Origin of the sequence: Mesorhizobium sp. LNJC391B00, assembly GCF_000502535.1 — a bacterium.
Classification (GTDB): domain Bacteria; phylum Pseudomonadota; class Alphaproteobacteria; order Rhizobiales; family Rhizobiaceae; genus Mesorhizobium.
On record NZ_AYWI01000008.1, the window covers coordinates 74,640 to 100,740 of the forward strand.

The following is a 26,101-nucleotide window of genomic DNA, read 5'->3' on the forward strand; positions in this document are numbered from 1 at the left end:
CAACTTTTTCACTTTCCAATTGGGGGGCCAGAGCAAATGAACGAAGAGACCGGCGTTCAGAAGTTGGTGCGCACGCTGCGTGCTCGAGCACCTGATGACGCAGCTGAATTGCTCGCTAGAGAGTCTCCCGAGTTCATCCGCGACACACTAAAGCTGTTGCCGGACGGGCACGCCCGTAAGGTGGCCGAGCATTTGCCACTGCATATGCGGCCCATCAGCTCTCATGATGGTGACATGGGTTTCGCGATCCCCGAGTCGCTCGTCGACGTGATGGACCCGATCCCCGCCAGCGTTCCTGTCGGGACGACGGTTGCTGCCGCGGTGGAAGCTGTCAGAGGCGCCCAGGTGCCGACCGAGCTCACTTATCTCTACGTCACGGACGAGGGCAATAGACTGGTTGGCCTGGCGGTCCTGCGCGATCTGATGCTGAGCGAACCCGACGCGATTGTCGATCACATCATGCTGCCCAGGCCGTTCGCTCTTTATGTCGGTCTCTCTTTGAGTAACGCATGCAAGGCGGCGGTACGGCGTCACTATCCTGTCTATCCGGTGGTGGATGCGGAGAACCGGCTGCTCGGGCAGGTTCGCGGCTGGCGATTGTTCGAGCAGCAAATCATCGAGATTTCCGCCCAGTCTGGCCAGATGGTCGGCCTCCAGAAGGAGGAGCGCTCTTTTACGCCGCTGTTTTCAGCCTTCCTGAAGCGTCATCCGTGGCTGCAGTTGAATCTCCTGACGGCCTTCATGGCCGCATTCGTGGTCAGTTCGTTCACAGGCACGATCGAGAAGATCGTCGCCTTGGCGGCGTTTCTCCCAGTCTTGGCCGGGCAGAGCGGAAACACCGGCTGCCAGGCACTGGCTATGACGCTGCGTGGCCTTGCCCTTGGGGATGTGGACAAACGACCGAAGCTGCACTTGGTGATGAGAGAGGGCGCGCTCGCGGCCGCCAACGGCGCGCTCGTCGGCGTTGTTGCGGCTGCGGCGATGTGGTTCTATGCCTCGAGGCAACCGGCGTCGGCGGCGCAGGCGCCGATGCTGGCACTTGTGATCCTGCTTGCCATGTCCGGATCGTGCCTCATGTCCGGCATCTCCGGCGTGCTGATCCCGTTGGGCCTGCGCCGGGTAGGCGCCGATCCGGCGGTCGCCTCGGCGATCTTCCTCACCACCGTGACCGATATTGTAGGCATGGGCCTGATGTTGGGGCTGGCAACCATGCTCGTGCTCTAGACTAGCAAGCTGCGTGCGGTGACGCGTCCCTGGGAGTTGGGGCAATGAGCTGACCTCGCGTTCAAAGAAATTGCAAGACCCGGGCCGAATCGCACACGCGTCGTGAGAAGCACCTTCCGGCAGCTCTCCGGCCTCTTGCGAAACGCGACGGAAGGCCTTTGGAAAAGCCGTGGGTGACCTTGAAGCCTGGTGACCAGATACGCAGAATCGCCCACCCAATATTAATCTTGTCGGCTGTGCGATCCACTACTGATGAGATTTGAGTTTGTTAAGCCTTGGGCCAAATACTTCAATCACGTGCAGCAATGTCGAGAAGAGTTTTTGACAATCAGCGCATCCGAAATAGGAATAAACCCGATATCTTGTTGCGCAGCTGCAACAGCTGCTGAGGACTCGCATAAGTCCGGCGACCGTTCAGTCGCCTTTTTCTTGCAGTCGTGCTAAATCTCTCGCACTAGTCGGTTTTGGGGGTGGGTTCTCGGCATGCAATCTTCGTTTCGAACGATCTTCGGCGTCGCCGCAGCGCTGCTTTGTGCCGGCGTGTTGCCGGCCGGCGCACAAGGTCTTTTTGGGGCCTATGACGATGCGTTTGCGGCCCGCATCGCCAGTCCGGCCGACAACGGAACGCTCGCCCAATTCGTCACGGTTGCGGTCAATGCTGGGCAATACGATCAGGCGATCTCCTCGATCGAGCAGTATCTGATCCAATACCCGCGCGATGCGCGCGCCCGGCTTGCGGCCAGCCGGTTGTATTATCATGTAGGGTCCTATGAATTGGCCCGGCGGCAGGTGCAGTACGGCATCGAAGTCGGAGGTCTGACCGCAAGTGAGCAACAGGAAGCTGTTCGCCTGCTCGCCCGCATCGAGCGCGCGTTGCGTGGCGTCACCTGGGAACTCGCCCTGACCGGCGGCGTATTCAGCGCATTCACCGATTTTGAGCCAGGCGGGGCGCAGGACGACGACAGCTTCGTCTCGCCTTACGGGCAGGCGGAAGGTTTTGTGCGGTGGGACCTCGGCACGCCAAGTGCCGACGCGCTCGTTCTTTCGGGGTCGTTGACCGCGACAGAGCGTCTCTTCACGGAAGACCTGTCGGTTCCGGGTGGCGAGAAGACTTTTATCCACGGCAACGCAGCGATTACCTGGGACAAGGGACTGCCCAACAGCGGGATCGATTCGCTGCGCCTGCTGCTTTCCGCGTTCACCGTTACGGATCGTTTCGACAGCGATATTTACGAAACCGGTATCGGCCTCAGTGGACGTTTCGTCGTTCGCCCGACGGTCGAGACGACGCTCTTCGCCGGTGGCGGCTACATCGATCTAAGCGCCTCGCAAGGCGTTTTCGCGGATAGCAGGGTCTTCTATGAGGCAGGCGGCAGCTACCGCTTCCGCAATGGCCAGGCGCTCGGCTTGCGCTTTGTCGGCTCGAATGACTTCGCTTCCGGATCGGGCGAAATCAGCCGCAGCTATACGGGCGAGGTCCGCTATGGCGGCCTGTTGATGAACGTATCGGATTTTTTCGCATGGTCGCACCAGATCGCCTTATCGGCCGGCCACAGCGACACTCCCGATCTGTCCGTCGGCATCGGCACAAATATCAAGAGCGACTTCTGGCGCATTGCCTCGGAAAGCGATTTTCAGCTGACGGAAGCGCAGAAGATCAGCGTCGATCTCGCCTACCGCAAAACCAACTTCGCCCTCGCCAACCGCGACCGAAAATCGTTCGAAATGCTCATGAGCTATACGTTGACGCTCAATTGAAAGAGGCCGCGATGAGGTATCATCAGATCGTCATTTTTATCGCCTGCCTCGCCTTCGCGGCACCATCCGCTGCTGAGACGGTCGGGTCGATGACGGCCTATCAGACCATCATCGTCCGCAATAACGGCGGGACGATGAACGTTGGCGCCGGCGTCGAACTCGGCGACCAGTTGCGCAGCAATCCCACCGGTCTCGGAATGCTGGTGTTCCGGGATGAATCGAGCGCCAAGATTGGTCCAAACACCAGCCTGACCATCGATGAGTTCGTCTACAATCCGGGCTCTGGGTCGGGAAAGATCGACATCGGGATGAACAGCGGCCTGGCCCGTTTTTATGGCGGCCAGGTTTCGAAAGGGGGCGTCATGCAGGTTGCGACGCCGCACATGGTGCTCGGAGCGAGAGGCGGCATCATCGAAGTGCTGGTGGCAGCCGGCCAGACCGTCGGCATATTGCGCGCCGGCCGCATGACCTGCACGATCAATGGCAAACGGCTGGTCATCACGAACCCGGGCTACGCCTGCACGTCGGACGATGGCAAGCTTCTGGCCGGCTACGGCGGCATCGACGCCTTCCCGATCTTGGACAGTATCGACCGGATAGCGGGAACCGGCCTGCCGGGCGCACCGGGTCCTGGGTTGGACGTAAGCGCAATTTGTGCGTCGGCTCTAGGCTCCTCGATCAAAGTCTGCGGGTCCAGGGACGGCGCACTGCCAGGAGTGGTCATGGAATTCCCTGACAGCCCAACGCCACCTGCGGGCAGCGGGGGCCGGCGGGGCGAGTGTGAGGGTGAGGGTTGCTGCTACTACTACAACTGCGATTAGGCCTGGCTGCACGAGATGAGCCACTCGGTCGGTAGGCGCTGGGCTGATTGGCGGCAAGCCGGCAGGCGCAAAATATCCGGCCTTGTGGTCGTGCTCCTGCTGCTCGCTTGCCATTTGGCTTTTGAAGGGCCGTTGTCGCGCCTGCGTGAGCGGACGTACGACTTTTATCAGTTTCTCGCCCCACGCCAGGCGACGAGCAATCCTGTCGTGATCGTCTCGATAGACGACGACAGCCTCAAGGCACATGGGCGATGGCCCTGGAACCGTGGCCTCTTGGCCGACCTGGTCGATGGCATCACGCAATCCGGCGCGGCGGTGGTCGGGCTTGCGCTGGTACTCCCCGAGGCTGACACCTCGCCTGAGGGCATGGCCGGAGACAAGCGCCTGGCAGCGGCGCTGTCCAAAAATCGAACGGCGCTTGCCGTCAGTCTGGGCAATGAAGCGACGGTTTCAGAAGCAGAACCCAAAGCCGGCTGGTCGATCGTCGGGCAAGTACCCGATACACTTCCCGGCTTCACCGGTCTTACCGGGTCGCTTGCCGAATTCTCGAACGCCGCCGCAGGCCTCGGCGTGATTCGCACCTTGCCCGATCCCGACGGCGTACTGCGCCATGTGCCGCTGCTCTGGCTTCGCAACACCCCTCAACGCGCGCAGCTGTGGCCGTCTTTCGCACTCGAGCTCCTGCGCCTTTACGCTGGACAGGACGGTTACACAGCCCGGATGAATGCAGCCGGGTTCGACGCACTCAGGATGGCAGGCGCCATTGTGCCGCTCGAGCCGGAGGGGAGCATCCGCCTCTGGGAAACCGCCACCGACACGCCTCGCCTGTCTGCCAGCACTATCCTTTCGGGCCATGGCGATCCGCGGCTGCGGGACGCCATCGCCATTGTCGACCTGTCGGCTGTGGGCCTGACGCAGTACCTGCCCACGCCGACGAGTCCAGCGCGACCAGGAGCGGAGATCCACGCCGATGCGATCGGCCAGATGCTTGCCGGGCGCTTCCTGGCAGAGCCAGCGCACGCGCGTATGCTCGAGCGGCTCTGGTTTCTCCTCAGTGCCGTCGTTTTCATCGGGCTTTCCGGAGTGCTCGCCGGGCGTGTCGTGCTTGGCGCCGTCTCCCTGGCGCTGCTGGCCGTCACGCCGTTCGTGTTCGGCGCTCTCGAGTACAGCCTGCAGGGTGCACTCTATGACCCGCTGCAGCCGGCGCTTGCAACCATCATGGTTGCGGGCTTCGAAGGCTATGTCCTCTACAGGCGCAGCGAGCAGCGCCGGTCCACCCTGACGCGACAGTTCTCCCAATATCTGTCGCCCTCCGTGGTGCAGCGCCTCGCAAGCTCGGACACCGAGGCAATCCTGTCCGGCGAGAAGCGCGAGATCACAATTTTGATCAGCGACATACGTGGCTTCACGACCATGAGCGAACAGCTCGACACCCAAGACATCGCCAAGGTGGTCAACCATTTCCTCGGCATTGCGACCGATGAGATCCTCAAGCGCGACGGCACCATCGACAAGTTCATGGGCGATGCGGTGCTGGCCTTCTGGAACGCACCGCTAGATCAACCCGATCATCGTGAGCGTGCGCTCGACGCGGGCCTGGCCCTTATCGAGCGGGTGAGGCGCGAAGACGCCGCCTTCACCGCGGATGGCCATCGCTCCATCGAAATCGGCGTCGCCATCGAGACCGGCATCTGCTCGGTAGGCAATTTCGGCTCCGAACGGCGCTTCGATTACACCGCTATCGGTTCCCCGGTGAACCGCGCGGCACGGCTCGAATCGACGACCAAGAAGCTGGGCATCCCCCTGGTGCTTGGACCCGGCTTTGCGGCAGGAGCATCGATGCCGGTCGTCCAGGCGGGCGCCTTTGAGCTCCAGGGTTTCAAGGGCGAGGTCCCGGTTTTCACCGTTCCGGAGATGCAAGCTGCTCAACAAGGTATGAGCCGCGAACTAGAGAGCCATCGTGGTGAGCAATCTGGCGCCCCCGCCTTGGTGGTTGGTTCGCCGCCATCCGTGCAAATGGCGCCGCTTGATGTTGCACCCCGAACCCGAAGCACGCGCTGATCGGCCAACGGGTCGCAGGATGCGATTGTCACGGGCACAGACGGACATCTTGTTTCGGCGACATCGAGGGATGCGACGGCTTGCGTCACTCGTCCTTGAAAGTCACCTTCATATGTTTGTGCACCATTGAGGCGAGGTCCTCGGCATCCCAGTTCGTTAGCCTGATGCAGCCGTGAGAGAAGGTCTTCCCGATCTTGCCGGGTTCGGGCGTGCCGTGAATGCCGTAGCTTTCGATGGAGAGGTCGATCCAGATTGATCCCACGGGATTGTTAGGGCCGGCAGCAATGGTGAAGGGCCGCTTGGTTTTGACTCCCTTGAATGCAAAATCGGGATCGTAGTGATAGGTCGGGTTGTGCACCACCCTTTGGATCTCTGCCTGCCCACTTGGTGCCGGCTTCTCGTCGCTCCCGATCGAGGCAGGGTAGACGGCAAGCGCTTTATTGGAGGGGTCGAGCACGCGCACCTGATGAGCGCCTTTGTCGACTTCGACGCCGGCAATGGTGGCGGGAGGTTCACCCCGGCCAACATCTGGTACCAGCAGCGTGGTTCCAGCTTTCCTGAATCCGGTGCCTGGGTTTAGCCTCCTGAGCAATGGTTCGCTCACATGGAAGCGCTCCGCCAGCTTCTCGATCGAGTCGTGATAGCCAAGCCTTCTCAGGCGAGCCATCCTCTCCATGCGCCCCGGAATGCGTTTGGTGAAGGGGCCGCGTACATCTTTGCGGGTCAGTTCATAGGTGATCAGAGCTGGGCTGGTGGAGGTTGCCATCAGCTTGTCCCAAGTCGCCTGGGTGAGCTTGCCATCTGGCGCCAGTCCGTTCGACGCCTGGAAGGCCTTGACCGCCTTGGCGAAGTTCTCTCCAAGGCGGCCGTCGATGAGCCCCGGTGAGAAGCGCGCACGATCCAAAAAAATTTGCGCCTTCAGCACGGCAGGATCGAGCCCTTTCGGATCGCCGGCGGAGAATTGCGCCTGATTTACCGCGGCTAGGTCCAGCTTGGCCGCCTCCGTCCCGCCGCATGCGAAGGCGAGTGCAATGGCGAGGAGGAGAAGGAGCCTGATCATCGATTTCACTCCTTACGTTAAATCGCACCTGATCTGCTTCTATGACGCGCTGTGGCAGATCTGGTTCCATTCGCCGGTAGGAGGATCATAGGCAACCAGCCTTACGCTGCCGACCGGTCCGAGACGTTTGATGCCCATGCCTTGCCCCTCACGAGAGGCGTTGCTGGCCGCGCAGATCGGCAGTGTAAAAATGGTCTGGCCATGTTGACGTGAGCTTCTACCTTCAAACTGCCCACTACCTGGACCGGCAGTCAAATGGTCTCAGGGCAGCAAGTGAGGAGATGCGCTGGGAACCGGCTTGTCGGGCGGGTATTCTATTGATCTTCGGTATCGATAGATCCATGTTCCGTCGTCACTGTGATCGCGTTGTCGCCCGCGATTGCCCTAGCGTATTCGAAGCGCTCCAACTTCTGTTCTGCCGATAGGCCTTTGAACATCGCGGTGGCCGAGTTCGTGATTTTGAAGTCGCCGCAACTCGGACAGCGAAACTCCCGGATGTCACCAACTGTCTCCGAATTAACGAGCGCCTGCTCATCTGTAATCGGGCAAATTGCGGCCATCCAAGCCATCGTGGTCCTCCGTCCTAAGGCCGTCCTCGATTAACCAAAAGGCATCGTCGAGTGCAAAATCCATTTCTACCGACGCTCACCCCACCTGGAGTACTCCACCGAGTAGATTGCGCTCTCCACTCTCCAACCCGGAATGTGGATTAAAGCCAGTTCCTCGGCGAGCGATTTGCTGGTGAGCGGTAGGCGCTCTCGCTCTGGAGCCTCTCCCAAACGATCGGAGATGTTCATGTAGCGTCGGGCAGGACCGAAGGGCCGGAACGTGGCGTTTTCATCTCTTCGGCAATCACCAGCAGCGCCTCCAGAGCGACGGCGATCCCCGACATCACCGTACTTATGTCTGCGCTGCCGCCGAGCGTCGAAAGTTCGGCCGCTCGCGTTTGCATGCTTTGGCTCAGCTCTTGTAACTTCAGGCGCAGCTCGTCATCCATGTATGTTCTCCAAGCTTGACGCTGGAGGAACGCGCCTGCTTACAACCCGTTCCGCCGGTGGCCGCAGAGAACCAGAGACGCCGCAGATGCTACAACTTGCGCTGTGGCGGCGCTTCGGATGGGCGGCGGATTGGGCCTCAGCGACTGACCGTCGGCAAATAGCGGATCCTTCAGTCTCGAAAAGGTGCTGACGGCTCGATATGCACCGCCCATTGGCGTGGGTGCTGGTCCATGCACAGAAAGGGCCGTGCAAGTGCGCGCGGCCTCTGGACTCAACATCCCGTCGTCATGGTCCAAAGTTGTCCCAAGGTGGGTTCTCACCGAAGCGGGCGGCGAGATGCGTCACGAAGCTTTGAACTTTGGCGGAAAGATGCCTTCTTGACGGGTACATCGCGTAGATCGACCGACTTACCGGCTTGAACTGGGGCATCACTGTCTCCAACTGGCCCGAACGAATGGCTTCTCCAACAAGGAAAGTGGGACAAAGTACTATGCCTGCTCCACCCAGCGCCGCATCGCGCAGGAGCTGCCCGTTCGTTGCCGTCATCCGTGCAGTGATTTTTACCGCCACTTCCCCCTTTGGTCCGTCGAACCGCCATTTTCCGCGGCTGGCGCGCAACGCGTAGTCCAGACAATCATGGTCGTGGAGATCCGACGGCTTTGTGGGACGACCGCGTCTGTCCAGATAGTCGCGCGAAGCGCAGACCACCTCGCGTGAGGGCGCGATTCGGCGAGCAACCAGATTGGAAACCGTGAGTGGAGCGATGCGTACCGCGACATCCAAGCCCTCTTCCACGATATCAACCACACGGTCGTCCAACACCAACTCAACCGACACCTCCGGATAGACCGCGAGATATTCTGCAACGACTCTCCCAAGGTGCATCGCGCCGAAGGAGATCGGCGCGCTGACACGCAGTGAGCCGGTCGGACGTGTCTTGCTCTCGGCCGCGCTCGTACGAACTTCCTCGACATCCTCGATTATGCGCAGACTGCGCTCGTAGACGGAGGCGCCGACCTCTGTCAGGCTGATGCGCCGGGTCGTCCGGTTGAGAAGGCGTGCGCCAAGCCACTCTTCCAGCATTTGGACATGCTTGCTCACGGCCGCTGGCGATAGTCGCATCCGCTTGGCCGCTCCAGCGAAGCTGCCTTCACCGACGACGTTGGCAAACACGGTCATGCTGGTCAGCCGGTCCAACTGCAATCACCTCTTTCATTCACGTTTCGTGAGTTCACCATCCATATTTCCCTCGATTATCAATCCACAGTGGACAGATTATCTGAAGCCAGGCCGGGATCAATTGCCCGATCCGTCTCTCTAACATTTGCCCGAAACGTCGGCGTCGAGTGCCTTCTCGCGGGCTGGAGGTGATCATGTCTCTGACCAAAGCAGCCCTTCAGGAGAAACAGGGAGCCACTGTTCGCATGTGGCTCTCCGTGCTCACCGTATCGCTGGGTATTTTTTCGATGATCACTGCGGAGCAACTCCCTGTGGGGCTGATTCCGGCAATTTCTTCCGAGTTGAATGTCTCTATTGGGAGTGGCGGTCTCACGGTGACGATACCCGGCGTAATTGCGGCGTTCGCTTCTATCGGTTTGCCGTTGGCAGTGGGGAGGCTCGACCGGCGTATTCTGATGGCGGGCCTGCTCGCGGTAATGGCTGCGGCGAGCGTGATTTCAGCGCTCGCAACGAACTTTCCCGTTCTGCTTGCGTCCAGGCTGCTCGTCGGGATCACCATCGGTGGCTTTTGGGCGATAGCCGGGAGCATCGCAGTACGCCTTGTTCCTGGACCCTCCGTGCCGCGCGCCATGACTATTGTCTTCGGCGGTGTAAGTGCCGCTGCGGTGCTGGGCGTGCCGGCCGGCACGATCATCGGTGATCTAGTCGGCTGGCGCGGCGCGTTCTGGTCTCTCGCCGGCCTGAGCTTTGCCATACTGCTCGCCGCCCTGCTTGTGCTTCCGAAGCTGGAGGCGGCGCAGCCTGTGGAGGTGAAAGCCCTGCGTGCGCAATTGCGCAATCCCGCCCTCCTGTCGGGCGTGGTTGCGACCGCACTGCTGGTGGCTGCCCACTACGGTGCCTACACTTTCGTGAGCCCGGTGTTGCTGGAGGTCTCGGGCGTCACTGCAGGGAGCATAGGTTGGTTACTGTTGGGGTATGGCATTCTCGGAATGATTGGCAACGCCGTCGCAGGCGTCTGGGCCGCCAAATCCGTCGGTCGCACATTGGCCTGCATCGTCATTGGGCTCGGCGCCACGCTGGCTCTCTTCCCGTTGCTCGGGGTCACGCCGCTCACAGGAACCATCCTGCTGCTGGTGTGGGGCTTCGCGTATGGCGCGGCGCCCATCACGCTGCAGACGTGGGTGCTGAGTGCAGCACCAGAAAGCGCGGAGACCGCGACGGCCATCTACTGCTTCACTTTCAATCTTGCCATCTCCGTGGGTACCCTAGCGACCAGTCAGATCGTCGACACGATGGGCGTGAACAGGGTCCTCTGGGTCGACTCCGCCATCATCCTGCTGGTGCTGCTGCCGGTGTGCCGCGCACCCATGCTTAACCGGAACATCGGAAACTCGTAGACAGCAAGCCATCCTGTGCCGCCCATCCGACAATGATGTGATAGGTTGAAGTAGATCTTCGTTTCCTCTGTCTTGAAAGTCACGCGCGTCACATCAAACGCGGGTTCCGCCGCACCGTGCGGGTGCCGATGCTTTGCGCCCCCGGAGGACAACTGGCTACTTGAAAAAGGACTTGATCCCCTCGTCGATATGTGTGCTGATATGAGATCGATCTCATGCCGCGCTCTCAATTGCTATTTCTCTACGGGAGCGCGCTCTGGGAAGCATGTCTGAATAACGATGAAGAGGGAGGTTCAAGTGAGGAAATTGATCGCGTGGCTGGCCTTGGCCACTACCACGCTCGCGTTCGCGTCTGCGGCGTCGGCGGGTGAAACCATCGACCGGGTTACCTCGAAGAAGGCAATGGTGGTCGCCACAAACAGCGGTTGGCCGCCGCAGAGTTTCCTCGACGACAGCAATCAGTTGGTCGGCTTCGACATCGACGTCTCGAAAGAGATCGCAAGGCGCCTCGGTGTCGAGGTCAGTTTCGACACGCCGGACTGGGCGACGATGACGGGCGGCCATTGGCAGGGACGCTACGATCTGGGTGTCGGCTCGGTGACGCCGACCAAAGCGCGGGCCAAGGTGATCGATTTCGAAGGCATCTATTATTATAGCCCCTACGTTTACGTGGTTCACAAGGACAGCCCGGCCAAATCGGTCGCCGACCTGAACGGTAAGATCATCGGCGTCGAGACCGCCACCACGTCGGAGGATTTCATCCGCAGACAACTCGAGATCGATGCTCCCGGCCTGCCGCCCATCGAATACAAGCTGGAGCCCGGTGAGATAAGGACTTTCGCCGACTCAATGCTGCCGTTCGACGATTTGAGGCTCGGCGACGGCGTGCGCCTCAACGCGGTCATCGCACCAGAACAGACGGCTCAGAACGCGATAAAGAACGGCTACCCGTTGCGTGTCCTGGAAGGCGGCTATGCCTTCCGTGAGCCGCTGGTGGTGATCGCGGAAAAAGGTGATGCCGAGTGGAATGCCAAGATCGGCGGCATTCTCGACGAGATGAAGAAGGACGGTACCCTCGCGAAACTGACCACCAAGTGGTACGGCAAGGATTACAGCGCCGACTGAGGAGCGTCGTGGATAAGCGTGAGCGGGATGCATTCAATTGAACATCCCGCTCCATCTGTTTTTGTTTCAGCCGCATTTCCACGACACCGGGCGGCTCCGCCTGCCTGCAAAATGCTCTAGTGCCGCCACCTCATCGTATTGATCATGACATGTCCTGACACCTATTACCGACGCACGCTTGCTGACAACACCATCAGACCGCCGCTGAGCGGCGTTTCCGAGTGCGAGACAGTCGTTGTCGGCGGCGGACTGGCCGGCCTGACGACGGCGTTGCAGCTGGCTCGCGCCGGCCAGCAGGTCGTCGTGCTTGAGGCGCAGCGGATAGGCTTCGGCGCTTCCGGTCGCAATGGCGGCTTCGTCAATCCCGGTTTCGCCACCGGCACCGACCACATCGCCGCGATGGCCGGCGTCGACGCGGCACAAAAACTGCACCGCCTGTCCATCGAAGGCGTCGACTTCGTGCGGCAGACGATCCGCGATCTCGACATCAAGGCGGCAGAGCCGCGCTCCGGTATATTGAGCGTGCTTCGCCACGATGGCGGCGCCGCGCTCAAGGCATATGCAGAGCAACTGGCGCGGGATTTCGACTATCGGCTCGACTATCTCGATCGCGACCGGGTGCGAGCGGTGCTGCATTCCGATCGCTACCACCAAGGATTGCGCGATCCCAGCGCCTTCCACATGCATCCTCTTAACTATCTGCGCGCCGTTGCTGGCGAGATCGAGCGGCTGGGCGGCAGGATATACGAGAGAACGGCTGCCGTTGAAGCCAACCTTGACGGCGCCGAAAAGATCTTGCGTACCGACGGCGGCGAAGTGCGCGCCCGCCAGGCCGTGGTTGCCACCGGCGGATATACGGGGCCACTGGTCGGCCGGCTGCAGCGGGCATTCCTGCCTATCGCCACTTACGTTATGGTGAGCGAGGAGGCGCCTGACCTCATCGCCAAGGCGATTACGACGACCGACGCCGTCGGCGATAACCGTCGCGCAGGCGATTATTACCGCGTTGTCGAAGACGGCAGGCGGCTGCTCTGGGGAGGGCGCATCACCACCCGGGCAGCCTCATCGGGCGTGTTGGCGAGGCAATTGCGCCGTGAGATGGTCACCACTTATCCGCAGCTCGAACACCTCAAGACCGAACTCGCCTGGTCCGGGCTCATGTCTTATGCCCGACACATGATGCCCCAGATAGGCCCGTTGCAGCCGGGCGTCTGGTACCTCACGGCTTTTGGTGGCCATGGCATCAACACCACGGCGATCGCCGGCAAGTTGATCGCCGAAGCATACTGGGACAATCGGACCGCTACCGGCTGTTCACACCCTTCGGCCTTGCCTGGGCGGGCGGCCCGGCTGGACTTGCGGTTGCGCAACTCACCTACTGGAAGCTGCAGGCGCAGGATTGGTGGCGCGAGCGGGCCCGCTGACCGCAGGGAGATCGAAGACGTGATCGGCCGACTATTGCTCAACCACCCGGACGCGGCGCGCCGCGTTGGCGTATTCTTCGTGCTCGCCGCCATCGCCGCCGGCCTGTATGGGCTCGGCATCAAAGCCAGTTGGCTCGGCAAGCTCGTTCCGGGGTCGGTCGAGTGGCTCGCCGCCAACCCGGACGTCGGGCGGGCGGTCTCGGCGGTGCTGATCGCATTGATCTTGGTGGCGAACTGGAACGCGCTGCGGTATCTCAGCCGCAAACAGCAGATTGTGGCAGTTTGGATAGAGCTGTTCGTGTTGCTAATGTTGTTTTTCTATTCCTTCGACCTGTCCTTCGCGTTCATCGCCAAGAAGATCGGCTTCCTTGTCTCGAAGGGTGTGGTGACGACCCTCTACATTTCGGCCATTTCGATCGCCATCGCCACCCTCATCGCCTTCGTTGGCGCCATCGCCAAACTTTCCCGCAACGGCGTGGTCTATGGCTTGGCGACCTTCTATACCTCTCTGTTTCGTGGCTTGCCGTTGTTGATGCAGATCTACATCATCTATCTCGGCCTGCCGCAGATTGGCTACGTGATCGGCGCCGTGCCGGCCGGCATCATGGCGCTGTCGCTCTGCTACGGCGCGTACATGACCGAGATCTTCCGCGCCGGCATCGAAAGCATCTCGCGCGGCCAGACCGAGGGTGCTACGGCACTCGGCCTTAGCGCTAACCAGACGATGTTCCTGGTGATCCTGCCGCAGGCGATGCGGGTCATCGTGCCGCCAACCGGCAACCAGTTCATTGCGATGCTGAAGGATTCTTCGCTGGTCTCGGTGGTCGGGGTCTGGGAGATCATGTATCTCGCACGCACGCAGGGCCAGACCGAGTTCCGCCACATCGAGATGCTCATCACCGCCTCGATGATCTATTGGCTGCTCTCGATGGGGCTCGAGTTCCTGCAGTCGCGGATCGAAGACCGGTTCGGGCGCTCACTCAAGCGCTGATCGTCATCCGTGATTTTCGCCAAAGCGAGTTGCACAGCACCGCAACAGCCAGCTTCGGAGAGCAGCTGCAGATTGTACGCCACAGCACGCCGTTCGGCGACGCCGTCAAGGGTGAATCAACCCGGTATTTCATCGGCTTAGCCCGATCGGAGGGCAGAATAGAGCAAGTGCTGGACGAGCATGGTCGTTGGCCGACTGCCCGGCAACTTCGACCGATTGCTGGATTTCACCCGCGCCGACAAATCGATAAAATCAACGACTTTAACATGTCCTCCGGGCCAACCATTATCGCTATGTATCGATGGTAGCCGAGTTCGCCACGTGGTTCGCCAATAGGTTTGTCAGGCAGTGGTTTGCGCGTTACCAGCCGCACGACTCGGTCCATGCCCTGCACAGCCAAACGCACCGGCGAGGTTCCCGGGAATGAAGCTCGGCATGGTGTTTCGTTCCTTTGAAGTGGGCGTGTTTGGGGGAAGACCGTAGTCGGCGCGTTCGCGCCCGGTGGAATTTTCGAAGAGTTGTTTCCAACGGCGGGAACGAACCAAACTTCCATGCATTTAGCTCTGGCTTCGTTCATTCACTCTTTCTTCTGGGAGCTGGACCATTGTCATCCGGAGGCTATCTCTTGGCCGATCAACAAACCAATGACGTTTCCATCGTTGATCTGATACCTGCCCTGCGGGCTTTCGCGCGCACCTTCTGCCGCGTTCCAGACGATGCCGACGATCTGGTGCAGGAAACGTTGACCAAAGGGCTCGCCAACATCGACAAGTTCGAACCTGGTACACGCATGAAGTCGTGGCTCTTCACCATCATGCGCAACACCTACTACACGCGGATCAAGATCGCTGCACGGGAAGCGCCAGGCCTTCTCGACTGCGCGTCTTCGAGACCGATTTCGGAAGCTACCCAGGAATGGACCGTTCAGAGCAAGGAAGTTCACGGCGCCATCCAAAAGCTGCCCGAACATCAGCGCGAGGTGCTGATGCTGATTGGCGTTTTAGGAGTGGGCTACGAGGAAACCGCCGAAATCTGCGGCTGCGCGGTAGGGACGGTCAAGAGCCGGCTGAACCGTGCCCGCGCCAACATCCTTGAGCTACTCGGGGAGAGCTCGTTGCAGACATTGATAGAAAGGCGAAATCAGCTGTCGGATGGTCAGCTCGATATAGAGGTCGACAGCCGCAGATAATCAGCTCTTCACGTCTCGCCGACGCTTCTCGACGAGAGCGTTTTGCAATTCGATCGCCAGCTTGGACAGGCGGTCCGGTATCTTTTCCTGCTCTATGGCGGCCAGCAGGGAAGCAATCTCCTGATCCACTGCCATCTCGACAAGCAGACCCGTGGTATCGTCGCTCGAATGAGACATCACGTTCTCTTGATAGCATCCCTAGATCCAAGTCTGATGATGAGCGCTCGGCACTACAAGGCGTTGTCGACCGCCGAGAGGCTCACCGGCGGCCCTTGCACAGTTTTTCCTCCGTGCCGCGGCAAGACGCGGCGCGGTGGCGTCAGTCCTTCAGCAACCGGTTTGCGGCGTGATCCTGAAATTGATCGGACTTGATTCGATTGCCGTCCAGCCCGCGCTCTCGGCTATGTTGCTTCCTGTCGCGGTTGGACAAAACCGCGTTTTCTTCGATCTTGTCCTTGTCCAAGGTGGTCATTGCGCCGGCGCCGGCACCTTTGCCTTGGCTGCCTTGGCCGAAATGCTTTTTGCCGCCGGATGCCATGATCTCCTCCTTCGAATCCAGGACACCGATCGGTGCCGACGCCCGAACCGGCATCGCGCTGTAATGTTCCGTCTCACCCAGCAAGCAGGAAGGCGTCGCCATCCCATGACCGAAACGGCTTCTCGCCGTCGATGACGACCCGCAATTGGTGAGCTTGCGCAAGACGGCCAATGTCGGCCCGGTCCAAAGAAAGCGATCCGCGATAAGAATAGTTCAGCAATGCGAGCCGGCCCGGCCGTTTGAGAACGCGCGCAATTTCATCGAAAAGCCGCTCAGCCATGCCGGCCAGGACCAGGTAGGGAAAGCTGTCGACCGCCAACACGCAATCGAAACTGTCGTCGTCGAAGTCGGCCAGATCGAGACCGGAGGTTTGGCGCAGTTCGACATTGCCGAGCGCTTCGCATTGCTCGGAGGCGATAGAGATCATCCGCGATGATATGTCGATGCCGACCATCCGCTTGAAGGAATTGGACAGCGCGCGCTCGAAACGTCCGATGCCGCAACCGATGTCGAGAATGTCTCGTTCAATTCCGGTGAATTCTCGCGCCTCGAGCCATTCAACGATTTCGTCGGTCATGGCTGTCAGCCGCTCGTCATCGCCAAGGGATCCTAGCTGGACACTTGCGGCTGTCGAAATTGCTGCCGCGGCATCAAAACTCGAGGCCAGCCGCGTGACGACTGCGATATCCGTCTCGCCGTTACCGCGTTCATGCCGAACGGCGCCGCCTGTCGCTCGCAAAGTGGCAAGGACGCCCGGTTTGTGGCGCAGCAGTCCAGCGACCTTTCGCAGTCTTTCAGCATCGCCGGTATTCGCCGGACGGACTTTCAGCACGACCTCCGCCAATTCCGCCGCTTCAATTGTGGGCGGCAGGTGAAGCGCCAGCCTGACGAGAACAGCTTCGGCGCAGGCACCATCGGCCACACAACCTTCGACCGCCCGTCTGACCGATGTCCGGCGCTGCGCGTGCACACTCATGACATCAACTCCGCGTCCAGATCCTCCGCATCGTCCACCTGTCGACGGCGCCCCAGCCATATTTGTAGGCTTCCTGGCCGCGCAGGAAGTCGAACTCGCGCGCATCCTCGCGGATCGACTCCGCGATCGCGTGGCCGATCAGGATCGCACCTGGGCTCTCCTCGGCATAAGCAGGATCGAGGCCGCCGAGATAGGCATAGGCGCGGCCACGGTGGTGAAATCCGTAATAGGCGGCGACAGTCGTGCCATCGATCGCGAGCAACCAGCATCGGACCAGACCGTGAGCATCGAGCAAGGGAAGTGAAAGCCCATGGAACTGCTGCACGGTGGGATCGGCCAAGACACCACCTCCATGTCCAACCCAGCGCGCATGGTGCAGACGGATCAATTGGTTCAGGAAGTTCTGATCACCCCGAGCTGACGCCAACGCGAGCCGGCCGCGTCTGGACGCCGCTTGGCGCGCCCGGCGCAACTGGCGCCTGCGCCGAGCGGGAACGCAGCCGGCCAACGTTTCGTCGCCGGCAACAGCAAGTACGGGGCAGGCTGCATGAATTACCGGCCTCTCGACCGTTAAACCGGGATGCGCGATCGTAAGACCGGCACTGTTTTGCGGCAGATCAGACAAGATCCATTGTGACCACCCGACCGAGCAGATCGTTTCGGCAATTGTGGACACGACCGCCGCCTCGATATCCCGGACAGCCAGGATGTCCAGATAATCGCTGAGCGAAATACCGACCGGAAGCAGCTTCGAACCGGCCGTTCCATGCTCGAGATAGAGTGGCGCCAGCCCGACCAGATCGCCGCCACGCCAGACCGCGACTGTCGCCAGTTCACCGGGTGCGAATGCGCGCCACCATGGCACCAGCCAGGCGGGGGATTGGAACGGCGTCGCAGAGGAACTCTGCTCCCACAGTTTCCACCAGTGCGGCGTCAAGGCATCGAATTTTACGGGGTCATCGATGATTTCGCTGCGCAACACTGCTTTTCTCACGGTGCCGCAGCGAAGCGCCTGCAATCGGTGCCAAGTTGTGCCAGGGCCTGATAGGCAGCCATATACGACGAGATCATCCGTTCCAGCGAAAACCGCCGTCGCGCTTCAACCCGGCACGCCTCGGCGTCCAGGCTGGGCGCCGCAAGAATGGCTTGGGCCATCTCGTCGACTGTGTTGACGAGAAAGCCCGTCCTGCCGTGCTCGATGACATCCGCAAGCGCACCATTCGGGAATGCGACCACCGGGGTACCGCAGGCGAGGGCCTCCATGGCGACAAGCGAGCTTGTCTCGGCGGCGAGGCTTGGAATGACCAGACAGCGGGCTGCGTTGAGAAAGCGCCTCTTGGCGTTAAAACCGAGCGGGCCCAGGAAGCGGCGGCGAGCATCAAGACGGGATTGGACCTCGTCGCGAAAGTAGCGCGTATGTGTTTCGTAAGGATAGACCTTGCCGCCGATGACCAGGGGCACGCCCGCCTGTTTGGCCGCGTCCAGGGCCAGGTGAATGCCCTTTTCCGGGCAGACCCGGCTGAGAACCAGGGCAAAGTCTCGCTTCGGCTGCACCAGGCTCAGTGCTTCGATGTCAACGCCGTTGGGAATCGGCGCCACCAGTCTGGCCCCTGGTGGCGCCGTTTGCTGCTGGGTGGGCGAGACCGCATGGAGCCACAGGTCGTCGCGCGTCGGTCGCAGAGCCTCGGCCGGATACCAGTCCAAGGGCAGGTGGAGGCTCACCAGGGTCGGACCATCGTCGGGCAGATAGGCATGAAAATCGATGCCGTGCAGATGAACCACATCGATCGGCCATCGGGCGCGGGCAGCGGCGATCGCTTTGCGATGAGCCTGCTGCGCGCGGCTCTTCGCCGCCTCGTCGAGCACGCCGTTTTCAGCCGGTATTTCCACAAGGGTACCGCTCGCGCTGGAGCCGCGGCAGCCAATGACGATAGAGCGGTGGCCGGCGCGAACCAGCTCCCGATCGAGCATCGACAGAACCTGTTCGGCACCGCCGACAGCATCGGGTCCGACGGGTGCGAGAGGGTAGGCGACATTGAGGACAGTGAGCGCCGCGGCTGGTTGCGCCTCAGTCCCGTATGCCGCACCACCTGTCGATGATGCCGCTAATTCGTCCAATGTGTCAGGCGTCTGATGCATTGGCAGCATGACACTTTCACGCTGCCGAGGCCCGCCGCGTCGGGAGCGAAGCGGACGTCATGCCGGGCGCATAGCGGCGGATCATGGTTGCGCAGAATTCCGCGAACTCCTCCGGCGCCAGTGGCGGGCTGGTGTGGTGGGGCATCATTCCCCGATGCTGCGGTGTAAAGCAAAAGGTGACCGTCACGTCGAAATCGGCGAGTGCCTCCATCTGCCGGTCGAACCAGTCCAGCGCGTTCGGCCGGAAGCTGTCTGCCCAGGAAAGCCCCGTGCGCATATTGGTGACGCCCAGCCGCTTCATCCAGGCGACGGCATCGTCCAGCCGGGGGTCCTCGAAATGAAACCACTGCACCAGCCCCATTGCGGGCGTGTAGCGCAGGAACTCCTCCAGCGCAGGTTTTGGCGTACCGTCCTGGCGCAGCAGCCCCATGTGGAAATGTCGATAGTAAGAAGAGCCCTCCGCCTCGCGATGCCGCGTCGTTGCTTCCCATTCGCGCGGAAGATCGTAGAGGCTGTACCACTGGATGCGTGGTGCGTTGCCAATCAGCAACTCAGCGGTGCGCTTGAGCCCCCAAACCTGGATTTCTTCCGCGCCGAAGGTCGATACGCCGACTTCGCTGACCCAGATGGGAAGGTTGGTGACGGTCGCGATCTCGCCAATCTTCTGTGGCCATTCGTGGATCTGCCACAGGTTCCAGTCGAGCGGAAAGCCGTGCACGGCGACGGCATCGACATGGTCCAGCACGCCGAATTCCTTCATGCGGGTGATAAAGCCCGGATCTATCGGCGAGATGCCACCGAGTACTTTCGTCAAAGACGGGTTCTCCGACGCGATTGCGTCAGCCGACAAGATCGCCATCCTGGCAAAGCGGCTCCAATCGGGATCGAGCTCTGGGTCCCAATGCGATTTGTTGTTGGGCTCGTTCCAGATCATGGCGGCTTCAATCATGGAGCTGTCCTTTCGAGGGGTAGATGGCGCCGCCGCCGGCCGGGTCCCCGGCTGCGCGGCAGAAATAGACCTCCTGCTCGGGGTGCAGAACGATCTCGAAACCGGCGCTGCGCAGCATCGCTTCGGTGCAGGCGCGGTTTGGAATCCACCAGTTGGTGGGATCGTCGGCATAGCGGTGCTCGATAAAATGCAGCTTGGGAAACTGCGGCTGGTCGAACAGGTCATGCGTCCAGAAATGATAGTTTTCTTCCAACTCGGGCAGATCCGCGCTGCCGCGCTGCATGGACTGGAAGATCATCAGGTCACGGGCGACATGTTCGCGGATCAGGTCGAGCGCGAGCAAGGGGTGGCGCAAATGGTAAAGCACCCCCATGAACAGCACGACATCGAACGTCTCGCGCAGCGAGCCGACGTCGTAGACCGAAAGCTTCTGGAATTCGATCTCGCAATCGGCAACCTCGGCGGCAAAGCGAGCCTGCGCCAGGTAGGCGTCATCGAAATCGATGCCGAGGACACGGTCAGCACCTCGCCGTTTCATCTCGATGGAGTAAAATCCTGCATTGCAGCCGATATCGAGTACGGCCTTGCCCCTCAGATCAGCGGGAATGGCATTGGCAAATTTGCGCCATTTGATCAGCGGGTAGTTGCCCAGAAAATGGTTGGGAGCGGTTTGGACGCCGGCAAGTTCCATGTTGTGGAACCATGGGCCGAGCGCATCGATGCGGCGGCGGATTTCGGCATGGGAATGCAGCATGGCTCAGGCTCCTTCGCCAGGAACGACGGGTACATGCGACTGCGCGCCGGGCATGATCATGGTGGGCCGGCGCTGCGCGGATGAGGCGTCGTTTTCAAGCAACCGCAGAGCTGTTCGATAGCCGTTGAAAGTGCCGACATCGACATAGTCCGACCCAGCCCTGACACCAAAAGCTGTACCGCCGGCCGCAATATAGGCGTTGACCAATGTGCCGATATATTCGTCACTGCGCTCGCGCTCACGCCAGAGTGCCGCAAGCTGATGCAGGATATGGCCCGGCATCTTGAACGCACCCCAAACCCAGTTCGTGGTGGCATCCTGTCGTTTGACCTGGATTTCGATCACGCGCTCGTGGACGTCGGTGACGACGGCGTCGAAGAATTCCGGCTGATCCACCGGGAAAAGCAGAAATGAGAGCTGATCGTCGGGCAAATGGCGGAAACCGTCCTCGGGAAACCAGATCGTATCGGGAAGGCCGACCAGGACGACCTCGTCGGGCGCGACGAGGGGCGCCGCCCGGAAGATCGCATCGCACAGACCGACGGGGTTCGGCTGCACCACGAAGAGAGCCGCCGCGTCACCGTAGCCGGCGGCGTAGTATTCAAGGATGTCGGATTTGCCCGATCCGATGATGAAGCAAATCTTGTCGACGCCGGCCTGCACCATGCGCCGTACCAGATACTCGCTCACGGCGCATGGACGCTCGGTCTGTCCATCGATCCGGCTACCGACCGGCAGCAGCTCTTTCGAGAAGCCGAGCGGCTGAATGCGGCTGCCGCGCCCGGCAGCGGGTACGATGCCCAACATCAGACCGCTTCCCTCATCGGTTCGCCGGGAGATCTTTGAAAGGCCTCGTTCAGGATGCGATCCAGTTCCGCCGCGCGCCGTGCGGAAGTGTGTTCGCCCAAGACCCGGTCGCGGGCACGCCTTCGAATGCCGTCGAGCTCGCGCTCCGGCAATCGCAATGCGGCGACCACATCATCGGTGTCATGCGCCAACAAGATTTCGCGGCCGGGTTCGAAAAATTCGGCCAGGCCCGGCCATGCATCGGTGACGATGGCAGCCCCACACGCGGCCGCTTCGAAGAGCCGTCCCGACGGGCACCAGCCCTTTTGCGCCATCGCCTCTCGGGTGACGTTCAGTGTCAGGCGAGATGATGAGAAGAAAGCCGGATGGTCGGCTGGCGGAAGATGCCTGACAAAGAAGATGTTGTCGCTCCATGGGAATTCCTGCGGATATTGCGCGCCGCCAATGATGAAGCGGTGGTCAGGCAGGCGCGCGGCCGGGCGGACCAGCAGCTTTTCGACGCCGGCCTGGCGATCCGCCGCGTAAGTTCCGAGATAGGACAGATCACCGGCGAATTCGGCCCGCTTCTCTGCCGGCCGGTGTTGGTCGGGATCGACATGCCCATAGAGAGGTACCACGTGACGCGCGCCTAAAACCGACTTAAGCGCCTCGATCGCAGAGCCGCCGGTGTAACTCAAAACGAGGTCGAAATCCGCAAGACCCTCAGGTCCGAAATAGGGCGGACGCTCGCCTTGCTCGATGCGGGCAAGCGTGACCGGAGTGTCGAGATCGTAGAAGACACGCAATCCGCGACCTGTCTGCTGCGCCAGCCGCGAGGCCTCCACGGCGTCGGCACAGTAGGAGGTAACGACGACGACATCCGCTTGCTTCATTGCCCGCTCCGCAACGCGACGGATGTCTTCCCAGTCCGGATAAATGACGACGTTGCCGCCATCGAGCCGATCGAGATCACGCGTCCCGGCATAGTAGGGGGTATCGCGTTCGAAGAAGGTGATGGACCATCCCAGCCGACCCAGGGCGCGGATCAGTCCGCGCCAGAGCGTGGCATGGCCGTTGCCCCATGATGATGTAACGGTGAGACCGAAAATGACCATCTGCATCCGGAAAGTCCTCGTCAGGCAGCTTCGTTCATTCGCAGGAGCTTGGAGCCCCAGTCACCCGACACGATCGTCGTGATCGAGGCTGGATCGATGTCGAAGCGGAAGCAGTCGCCGACCGGCAAGCCAAGCACCTTGCAGACGGCGGCTTTGATCACGTCGGCGTGGCTGACCAGGGCGACACACTGATTCGGATGCCGCTCGCGCACTGCGTTCATCAGTGCGACGATCCGCTCCTGGACATCCAGCATGGTCTCGCCGCTCGGTGTCCTGGCCTCCTGCCGCTGGTCGTTCCACGCCCGCCAACCGGCATCGCCATTCAACTCGTCGAAAGTCTTTCCCGACCAATCGCCGAAATCGATCTCGTCGAGTTCGGCGCAGATCGCGATTTCGCCGACGCCGCAGGCAAGCGCGATCGGCACGGCCGTCTCTTGCGTACGCTCACGCGGGCTGCACAAGATGGCTTCAATCGGCTCCCGGGCCATGCGGCCACCAAGATGCGCGGCCTGCGCCTTCCCAGCCTCGCCAAGGCAAACGCCGTCCATCCGTCCTGCAAGATAGGAGCCGACATTGTCGTGCGCTGCATGACGGATCAAAAAGAACGTTGTCGTCATTCCGCGGCATCCAGCAAAGGCTCGTCCTTGCCGGCGATGAAAGCGAGCGTGCGCTGCCGCGCTTCGGCGTCGGTGAACTGTTCGGGAGGCGACTTCATGAAATAGCTGCAGGGGCCGGTCAGTGCTCCCGCTATGCCGCGATCGAGCGCAAGCTTGGCGCAGCGTATCGCATCGATCACCACGCCGGCTGAATTTGGAGAATCCCAGACTTCCAGCTTGAGCTCGGCGTTGAGCGGCACGCCGCCGAAGGTCGTCCCTTCCACTCGGATATAGGCCCATTTGCGATCAGTCAGCCACGGTACGTGGTCGCTGGGTCCGACATGAATATTGCCCGGCTCCAGGGGAACATCGAACTGGCTGGCCACGGACTGGGTCTTGGAAATTTTCTTTGATTCCAGCCGCTCGCGTTCCAGCATGTTGAGGAAGTCGGTGTTGCCGCCGAAATTCAGCTGATAAGTGCGATCGATGCGCACGCCGCGCTCGCGGAAGAGATTGGCCAGCAGGCGGTGAACGATGGTCGCCCCGACCTGGCTCTTGATATCATCGCCGACCAGCGGCAGCCCTCGCTGCTCGAAGCGCCGGCGCCATTCCGGACGTGAGGCGATGAAAACGGGTATGCAGTTGACGAAGGCGCAGCCGGCCTCGAGCGCGCATTCGGCGTAGAAGCGCGTCGCCTCCTCGGAGCCCACCGGCAGGTAAGAGACCAGCACGTCGGCGCCGCTGTTGCGCAGGATTTCGCTGACGTCGGCAACCGGCTCCGGCGCCTCCTCGATTTCGTCGCGCAAGTATTTTCCGATGCCGTCAAGTGTCGGTCCGCGCTCGACGCGAACGCCGTTTGCCGCCGCATCGGCAAAGCGGAACGTGTTGTTGGGAGCGGCGTAGATTGCTTCAGCGACGTCGAGGCCAACCTTGCTCCTGGCGACGTCGAACGCGCAGACAATCTCGATGTCGTCGACATGGTAGCCGCCGAGGTCGGCATGCATCAGCCCTGGGATTGGTTCGTTGCTTTTTGCGTGACGATAATAGGAGAGGCCCTGCACCAGGGAGGATGCGCAATTGCCGACCCCGACGATACCGACACGAACCTTTTTCGATCCCACGAAACTGCCGCCCTATGCTGTTCAAAGGTAAGTTCCTGCCGCCGAACCACCAGCGTGCCGGAATGTTCCTTGGCCTGCCGAAAAATTGCGCAAGACAGCATGGATCGAAGCAGCGCCCGCTGCGTTGCGCAGGGCAAAGCATTGGAAAACCGATCGATGATCGTTTACGGCGACCAGAAGCGGAGGCAGAGCGCAGAACGGCTTCGCGAAGCTGCCAGCGAGATTGCTCAAAGTCTGGACCGCATGGCTCATGGCGTCCGACGCCATGCCGCGTTGGTTGGGCTGTTCATCAGCGTATCGGAACTGGTTCGCGCGCTTGCCGATGTCGATTTCGAGACCAGCGGCATCGACATCTTTTCGCCGCGGCAACAGCAAGGCGCCAGATTGCTGGTTGGTCTTGCGGCAGAGGTGGCGAAGTCGTGGCGAAGCGGTTTCGCCGTGGGCGGTGGCATCGAGCCGGGACTTCTCCAACTGCTGGACGGGTTGGATTGCGAGGCTGAGGTTCTGACCGGTTCTGCCGAGGGTTACGCGCATTACGCGCTTTATCCCGAAAGCTATTTGGGAGCGGCGCAGGAGTCAGGTCTCGATGCGAACACATGCGTGATCGGCATCCGCAGCATCGGCCTGGGGCTTGCCGCCATAGTGGCTGCCGCGATTGGCGCGCCGGCGCCGTTCAGCGTTCGTCCGGTCGGCCATCCTTTCCGCAGGCACATCAATGCCGATCCGCGCTCGATCGCTTCCTGGAAGAACAATCCATCGGCACGCTTCGCCGTTGTAGACGAAGGTCCCGGTCTGTCCGGCAGTTCGATGCACGCCGTCGTCGCGTGGCTGCGGGAACTGGGTATTGGTATGGACCGCATTCACCTGTTTCCCAGCCATCCTGGCAACCCGGGCATCGAAGCGTCACGGGAGGCCAGGGAGACATGGTCGCGCTGTCCGAAACATGTGGCGACGGCGCTCGAATGCACCTTCCCCGAAAGCTCGAACATTCCCACGCTGCGCGACTGGGTGGCCGAGGCGGTCGGCAGCCCCGAATTACGCCTGACCGAACTGTCTGGTGGCGAATGGAGGAGCGTCCACTACGTCGACGAAAAGCATTGGCCGCCGAGCCCGCGCGGCATCGAGCGGCGTAAATTCCTGGCGTCCGCGGGGTGTGGTCGCTGGCTCGTCAAATTCGCCGGCCTCGGCGAAACCGGACGGCATAAGAAACGAGCCGCGGAAATGTTGGGGAAAGCCGGGTTGGGATCGCAAGTGGTCGGGCTTTGCCACGGCTTTCTGGTCGAACGGTGGATTGACGGCACCACGATGGACCAGGCGCCGCTGCCCAGAGGAAGGCTGGTCGCGGAGTTGACGCGCTATCTAACCTGGCGGGCGCTCAATCTCCGAACCTGCGAACCGGGTGCATCATTGCTCGCACTCGCGGAAATGGCTGCTTCCAATACATCTGAAGCCCTGGGCGAGAACCGAGCGGCGACGTTGCGCGGTTGGCTCTCGAAAAAAACCCCTGCGCATGTTCTGCGGCCGGTGGAAATCGACGGAAAGCTTCACGCGTGGGAGTTTCTCGTTTGTGCCGACGGCACGGTGGTCAAGACAGATGCCGTCGACCATTGCCGGGCACACGATTTGATTGGCTGCCAGCCGATAGAGTGGGACATTGCCGGCGCCCGTGTCGAATATGGACTGTCCGACAGCGATGTGACGACATTGGTCGAGGGGATGGGGCTCGATATTGACAATGGCCACATCGATTTTTTCGAACCCTGCTATTTGGCGTTCCAAATCGGGCTCTGGAGCACGGCTGCGCAATCCGAAAATGGCCAGGAAAAAGCAAAGCTGGCCGCGACCGCAGACCGATACAGGGCGGGGCTGATACGATTCCTGGACGAATCTCAGGTGTAGC

General features: G+C 61.1%; 24 protein-coding genes and 1 pseudogene. 10 read left to right on the forward strand and 15 right to left on the reverse strand.

Going from position 1 to position 26,101, the window contains the following annotated elements; all coding sequences use genetic code 11:
- Positions 1-36: 36 nt before the first annotated feature.
- The 4 genes from X750_RS145075 to X750_RS145060 all read left to right on the forward strand — a co-directional run bounded on the left by X750_RS145075 (position 37) and on the right by X750_RS145060 (position 5,864).
- The gene (locus X750_RS145075; protein WP_023748038.1) at positions 37-1,224 is read left to right on the forward strand and encodes a magnesium transporter; all 1,188 of its coding nucleotides are present in this window, start codon (positions 37-39) and stop codon (positions 1,222-1,224) included.
- 540 nt (positions 1,225-1,764) lie between these two features.
- Positions 1,765-2,982 (forward strand): tetratricopeptide repeat protein, encoded by a 1,218-nt coding sequence (locus tag X750_RS145070; RefSeq protein ID WP_198020998.1) that lies wholly within the window; start codon positions 1,765-1,767, stop codon positions 2,980-2,982.
- A gap of 11 nt (positions 2,983-2,993) precedes the next feature.
- Complete coding sequence (locus X750_RS145065) at positions 2,994-3,803, forward strand: FecR domain-containing protein (RefSeq protein ID WP_023748040.1); 810 nt, start codon at positions 2,994-2,996, stop codon at positions 3,801-3,803.
- 15 nt (positions 3,804-3,818) lie between these two features.
- Positions 3,819-5,864 (forward strand): adenylate/guanylate cyclase domain-containing protein, encoded by a 2,046-nt coding sequence (locus tag X750_RS145060; protein WP_031243151.1) that lies wholly within the window; start codon positions 3,819-3,821, stop codon positions 5,862-5,864.
- An 85-nt stretch (positions 5,865-5,949) separates the two neighbouring features.
- Here the strand turns inward: X750_RS145060 and X750_RS145055 are convergent, their stop codons facing one another.
- From X750_RS145055 to X750_RS145040, 4 genes are all read right to left on the reverse strand, one after another.
- A complete protein-coding gene (locus tag X750_RS145055) occupies positions 5,950-6,924 on the reverse strand; it encodes a L,D-transpeptidase (RefSeq protein WP_023691458.1) in 975 nt (324 codons plus the stop codon).
- A gap of 314 nt (positions 6,925-7,238) precedes the next feature.
- Complete coding sequence (locus tag X750_RS145050) at positions 7,239-7,493, reverse strand: hypothetical protein (RefSeq protein WP_023699977.1); 255 nt, start codon at positions 7,491-7,493, stop codon at positions 7,239-7,241.
- 224 nt (positions 7,494-7,717) lie between these two features.
- On the reverse strand, positions 7,718-7,921 hold the full coding sequence (locus X750_RS145045; protein ID WP_023667962.1) for a hypothetical protein: 204 nt from the start codon (positions 7,919-7,921) through the stop codon (positions 7,718-7,720).
- A gap of 286 nt (positions 7,922-8,207) precedes the next feature.
- Positions 8,208-9,119 (reverse strand): LysR family transcriptional regulator, encoded by a 912-nt coding sequence (locus X750_RS145040; RefSeq protein WP_023748042.1) that lies wholly within the window; start codon positions 9,117-9,119, stop codon positions 8,208-8,210.
- 176 nt (positions 9,120-9,295) lie between these two features.
- On the opposite strand from X750_RS145040, the gene X750_RS145035 reads away from it, so the two are divergent.
- From X750_RS145035 to X750_RS145020, 5 genes and pseudogenes are all read left to right on the forward strand, one after another.
- Complete coding sequence (locus X750_RS145035) at positions 9,296-10,498, forward strand: MFS transporter (RefSeq protein WP_023687782.1); 1,203 nt, start codon at positions 9,296-9,298, stop codon at positions 10,496-10,498.
- A gap of 297 nt (positions 10,499-10,795) precedes the next feature.
- The gene (locus tag X750_RS145030; protein ID WP_023736090.1) at positions 10,796-11,623 is read left to right on the forward strand and encodes a transporter substrate-binding domain-containing protein; all 828 of its coding nucleotides are present in this window, start codon (positions 10,796-10,798) and stop codon (positions 11,621-11,623) included.
- 144 nt (positions 11,624-11,767) lie between these two features.
- Positions 11,768-13,047: pseudogene (locus X750_RS01000000163185) on the forward strand (FAD-binding oxidoreductase).
- A 19-nt stretch (positions 13,048-13,066) separates the two neighbouring features.
- Complete coding sequence (locus X750_RS145025; protein ID WP_023687785.1) at positions 13,067-14,038, forward strand: amino acid ABC transporter permease; 972 nt, start codon at positions 13,067-13,069, stop codon at positions 14,036-14,038.
- 625 nt (positions 14,039-14,663) lie between these two features.
- A complete protein-coding gene (locus X750_RS145020) occupies positions 14,664-15,227 on the forward strand; it encodes a sigma-70 family RNA polymerase sigma factor (protein ID WP_023667968.1) in 564 nt (187 codons plus the stop codon).
- Here X750_RS145020 and X750_RS1000000164855 read toward each other — a convergent pair whose 3' ends face one another.
- The 11 genes from X750_RS1000000164855 to X750_RS144970 form a co-directional block, all read right to left on the reverse strand.
- The gene (locus X750_RS1000000164855) at positions 15,228-15,404 is read right to left on the reverse strand and encodes a hypothetical protein (RefSeq protein WP_023748043.1); all 177 of its coding nucleotides are present in this window, start codon (positions 15,402-15,404) and stop codon (positions 15,228-15,230) included.
- Positions 15,405-15,546: 142 nt separating this feature from the next.
- Complete coding sequence (locus tag X750_RS145015; RefSeq protein WP_023691451.1) at positions 15,547-15,765, reverse strand: hypothetical protein; 219 nt, start codon at positions 15,763-15,765, stop codon at positions 15,547-15,549.
- A 73-nt stretch (positions 15,766-15,838) separates the two neighbouring features.
- The gene (locus X750_RS145010) at positions 15,839-16,741 is read right to left on the reverse strand and encodes a class I SAM-dependent methyltransferase (RefSeq protein ID WP_023748044.1); all 903 of its coding nucleotides are present in this window, start codon (positions 16,739-16,741) and stop codon (positions 15,839-15,841) included.
- Positions 16,742-16,745: 4 nt separating this feature from the next.
- Entirely contained in the window at positions 16,746-17,723 is a 978-nt protein-coding gene (locus tag X750_RS145005; RefSeq protein WP_245260965.1) for a GNAT family N-acetyltransferase, read from the reverse strand.
- An 8-nt stretch (positions 17,724-17,731) separates the two neighbouring features.
- A complete protein-coding gene (locus X750_RS145000; RefSeq protein WP_023704590.1) occupies positions 17,732-18,889 on the reverse strand; it encodes a glycosyltransferase in 1,158 nt (385 codons plus the stop codon).
- 7 nt (positions 18,890-18,896) lie between these two features.
- The gene (locus X750_RS144995) at positions 18,897-19,829 is read right to left on the reverse strand and encodes a beta-xylosidase (protein WP_023699985.1); all 933 of its coding nucleotides are present in this window, start codon (positions 19,827-19,829) and stop codon (positions 18,897-18,899) included.
- Positions 19,822-20,583, reverse strand: a complete 762-nt coding sequence (locus X750_RS144990) for a TIGR04290 family methyltransferase (protein ID WP_023667975.1) — start codon at positions 20,581-20,583, stop codon at positions 19,822-19,824. Before X750_RS144990 ends, X750_RS144995 begins: the two co-directional genes overlap by 8 nt.
- Before the next feature lie 3 nt (positions 20,584-20,586).
- Entirely contained in the window at positions 20,587-21,390 is an 804-nt protein-coding gene (locus X750_RS144985) for a sugar phosphate nucleotidyltransferase (RefSeq protein ID WP_023704592.1), read from the reverse strand.
- A complete protein-coding gene (locus tag X750_RS144980; RefSeq protein WP_023699986.1) occupies positions 21,390-22,490 on the reverse strand; it encodes a glycosyltransferase in 1,101 nt (366 codons plus the stop codon). The genes X750_RS144985 and X750_RS144980 overlap by 1 nt, the downstream gene beginning before the upstream one ends.
- A gap of 14 nt (positions 22,491-22,504) precedes the next feature.
- The gene (locus tag X750_RS144975; RefSeq protein ID WP_023667978.1) at positions 22,505-23,101 is read right to left on the reverse strand and encodes a histidine phosphatase family protein; all 597 of its coding nucleotides are present in this window, start codon (positions 23,099-23,101) and stop codon (positions 22,505-22,507) included.
- A complete protein-coding gene (locus tag X750_RS144970) occupies positions 23,098-24,201 on the reverse strand; it encodes a myo-inositol-1-phosphate synthase (protein ID WP_023681094.1) in 1,104 nt (367 codons plus the stop codon). The genes X750_RS144975 and X750_RS144970 overlap by 4 nt, the downstream gene beginning before the upstream one ends.
- A gap of 69 nt (positions 24,202-24,270) precedes the next feature.
- Here X750_RS144970 and X750_RS144965 point away from each other — a divergent pair, with 69 nt between their 5' ends.
- Positions 24,271-26,100, forward strand: a complete 1,830-nt coding sequence (locus tag X750_RS144965) for a hypothetical protein (RefSeq protein ID WP_245271881.1) — start codon at positions 24,271-24,273, stop codon at positions 26,098-26,100.
- Position 26,101 lies beyond the last annotated feature (1 nt).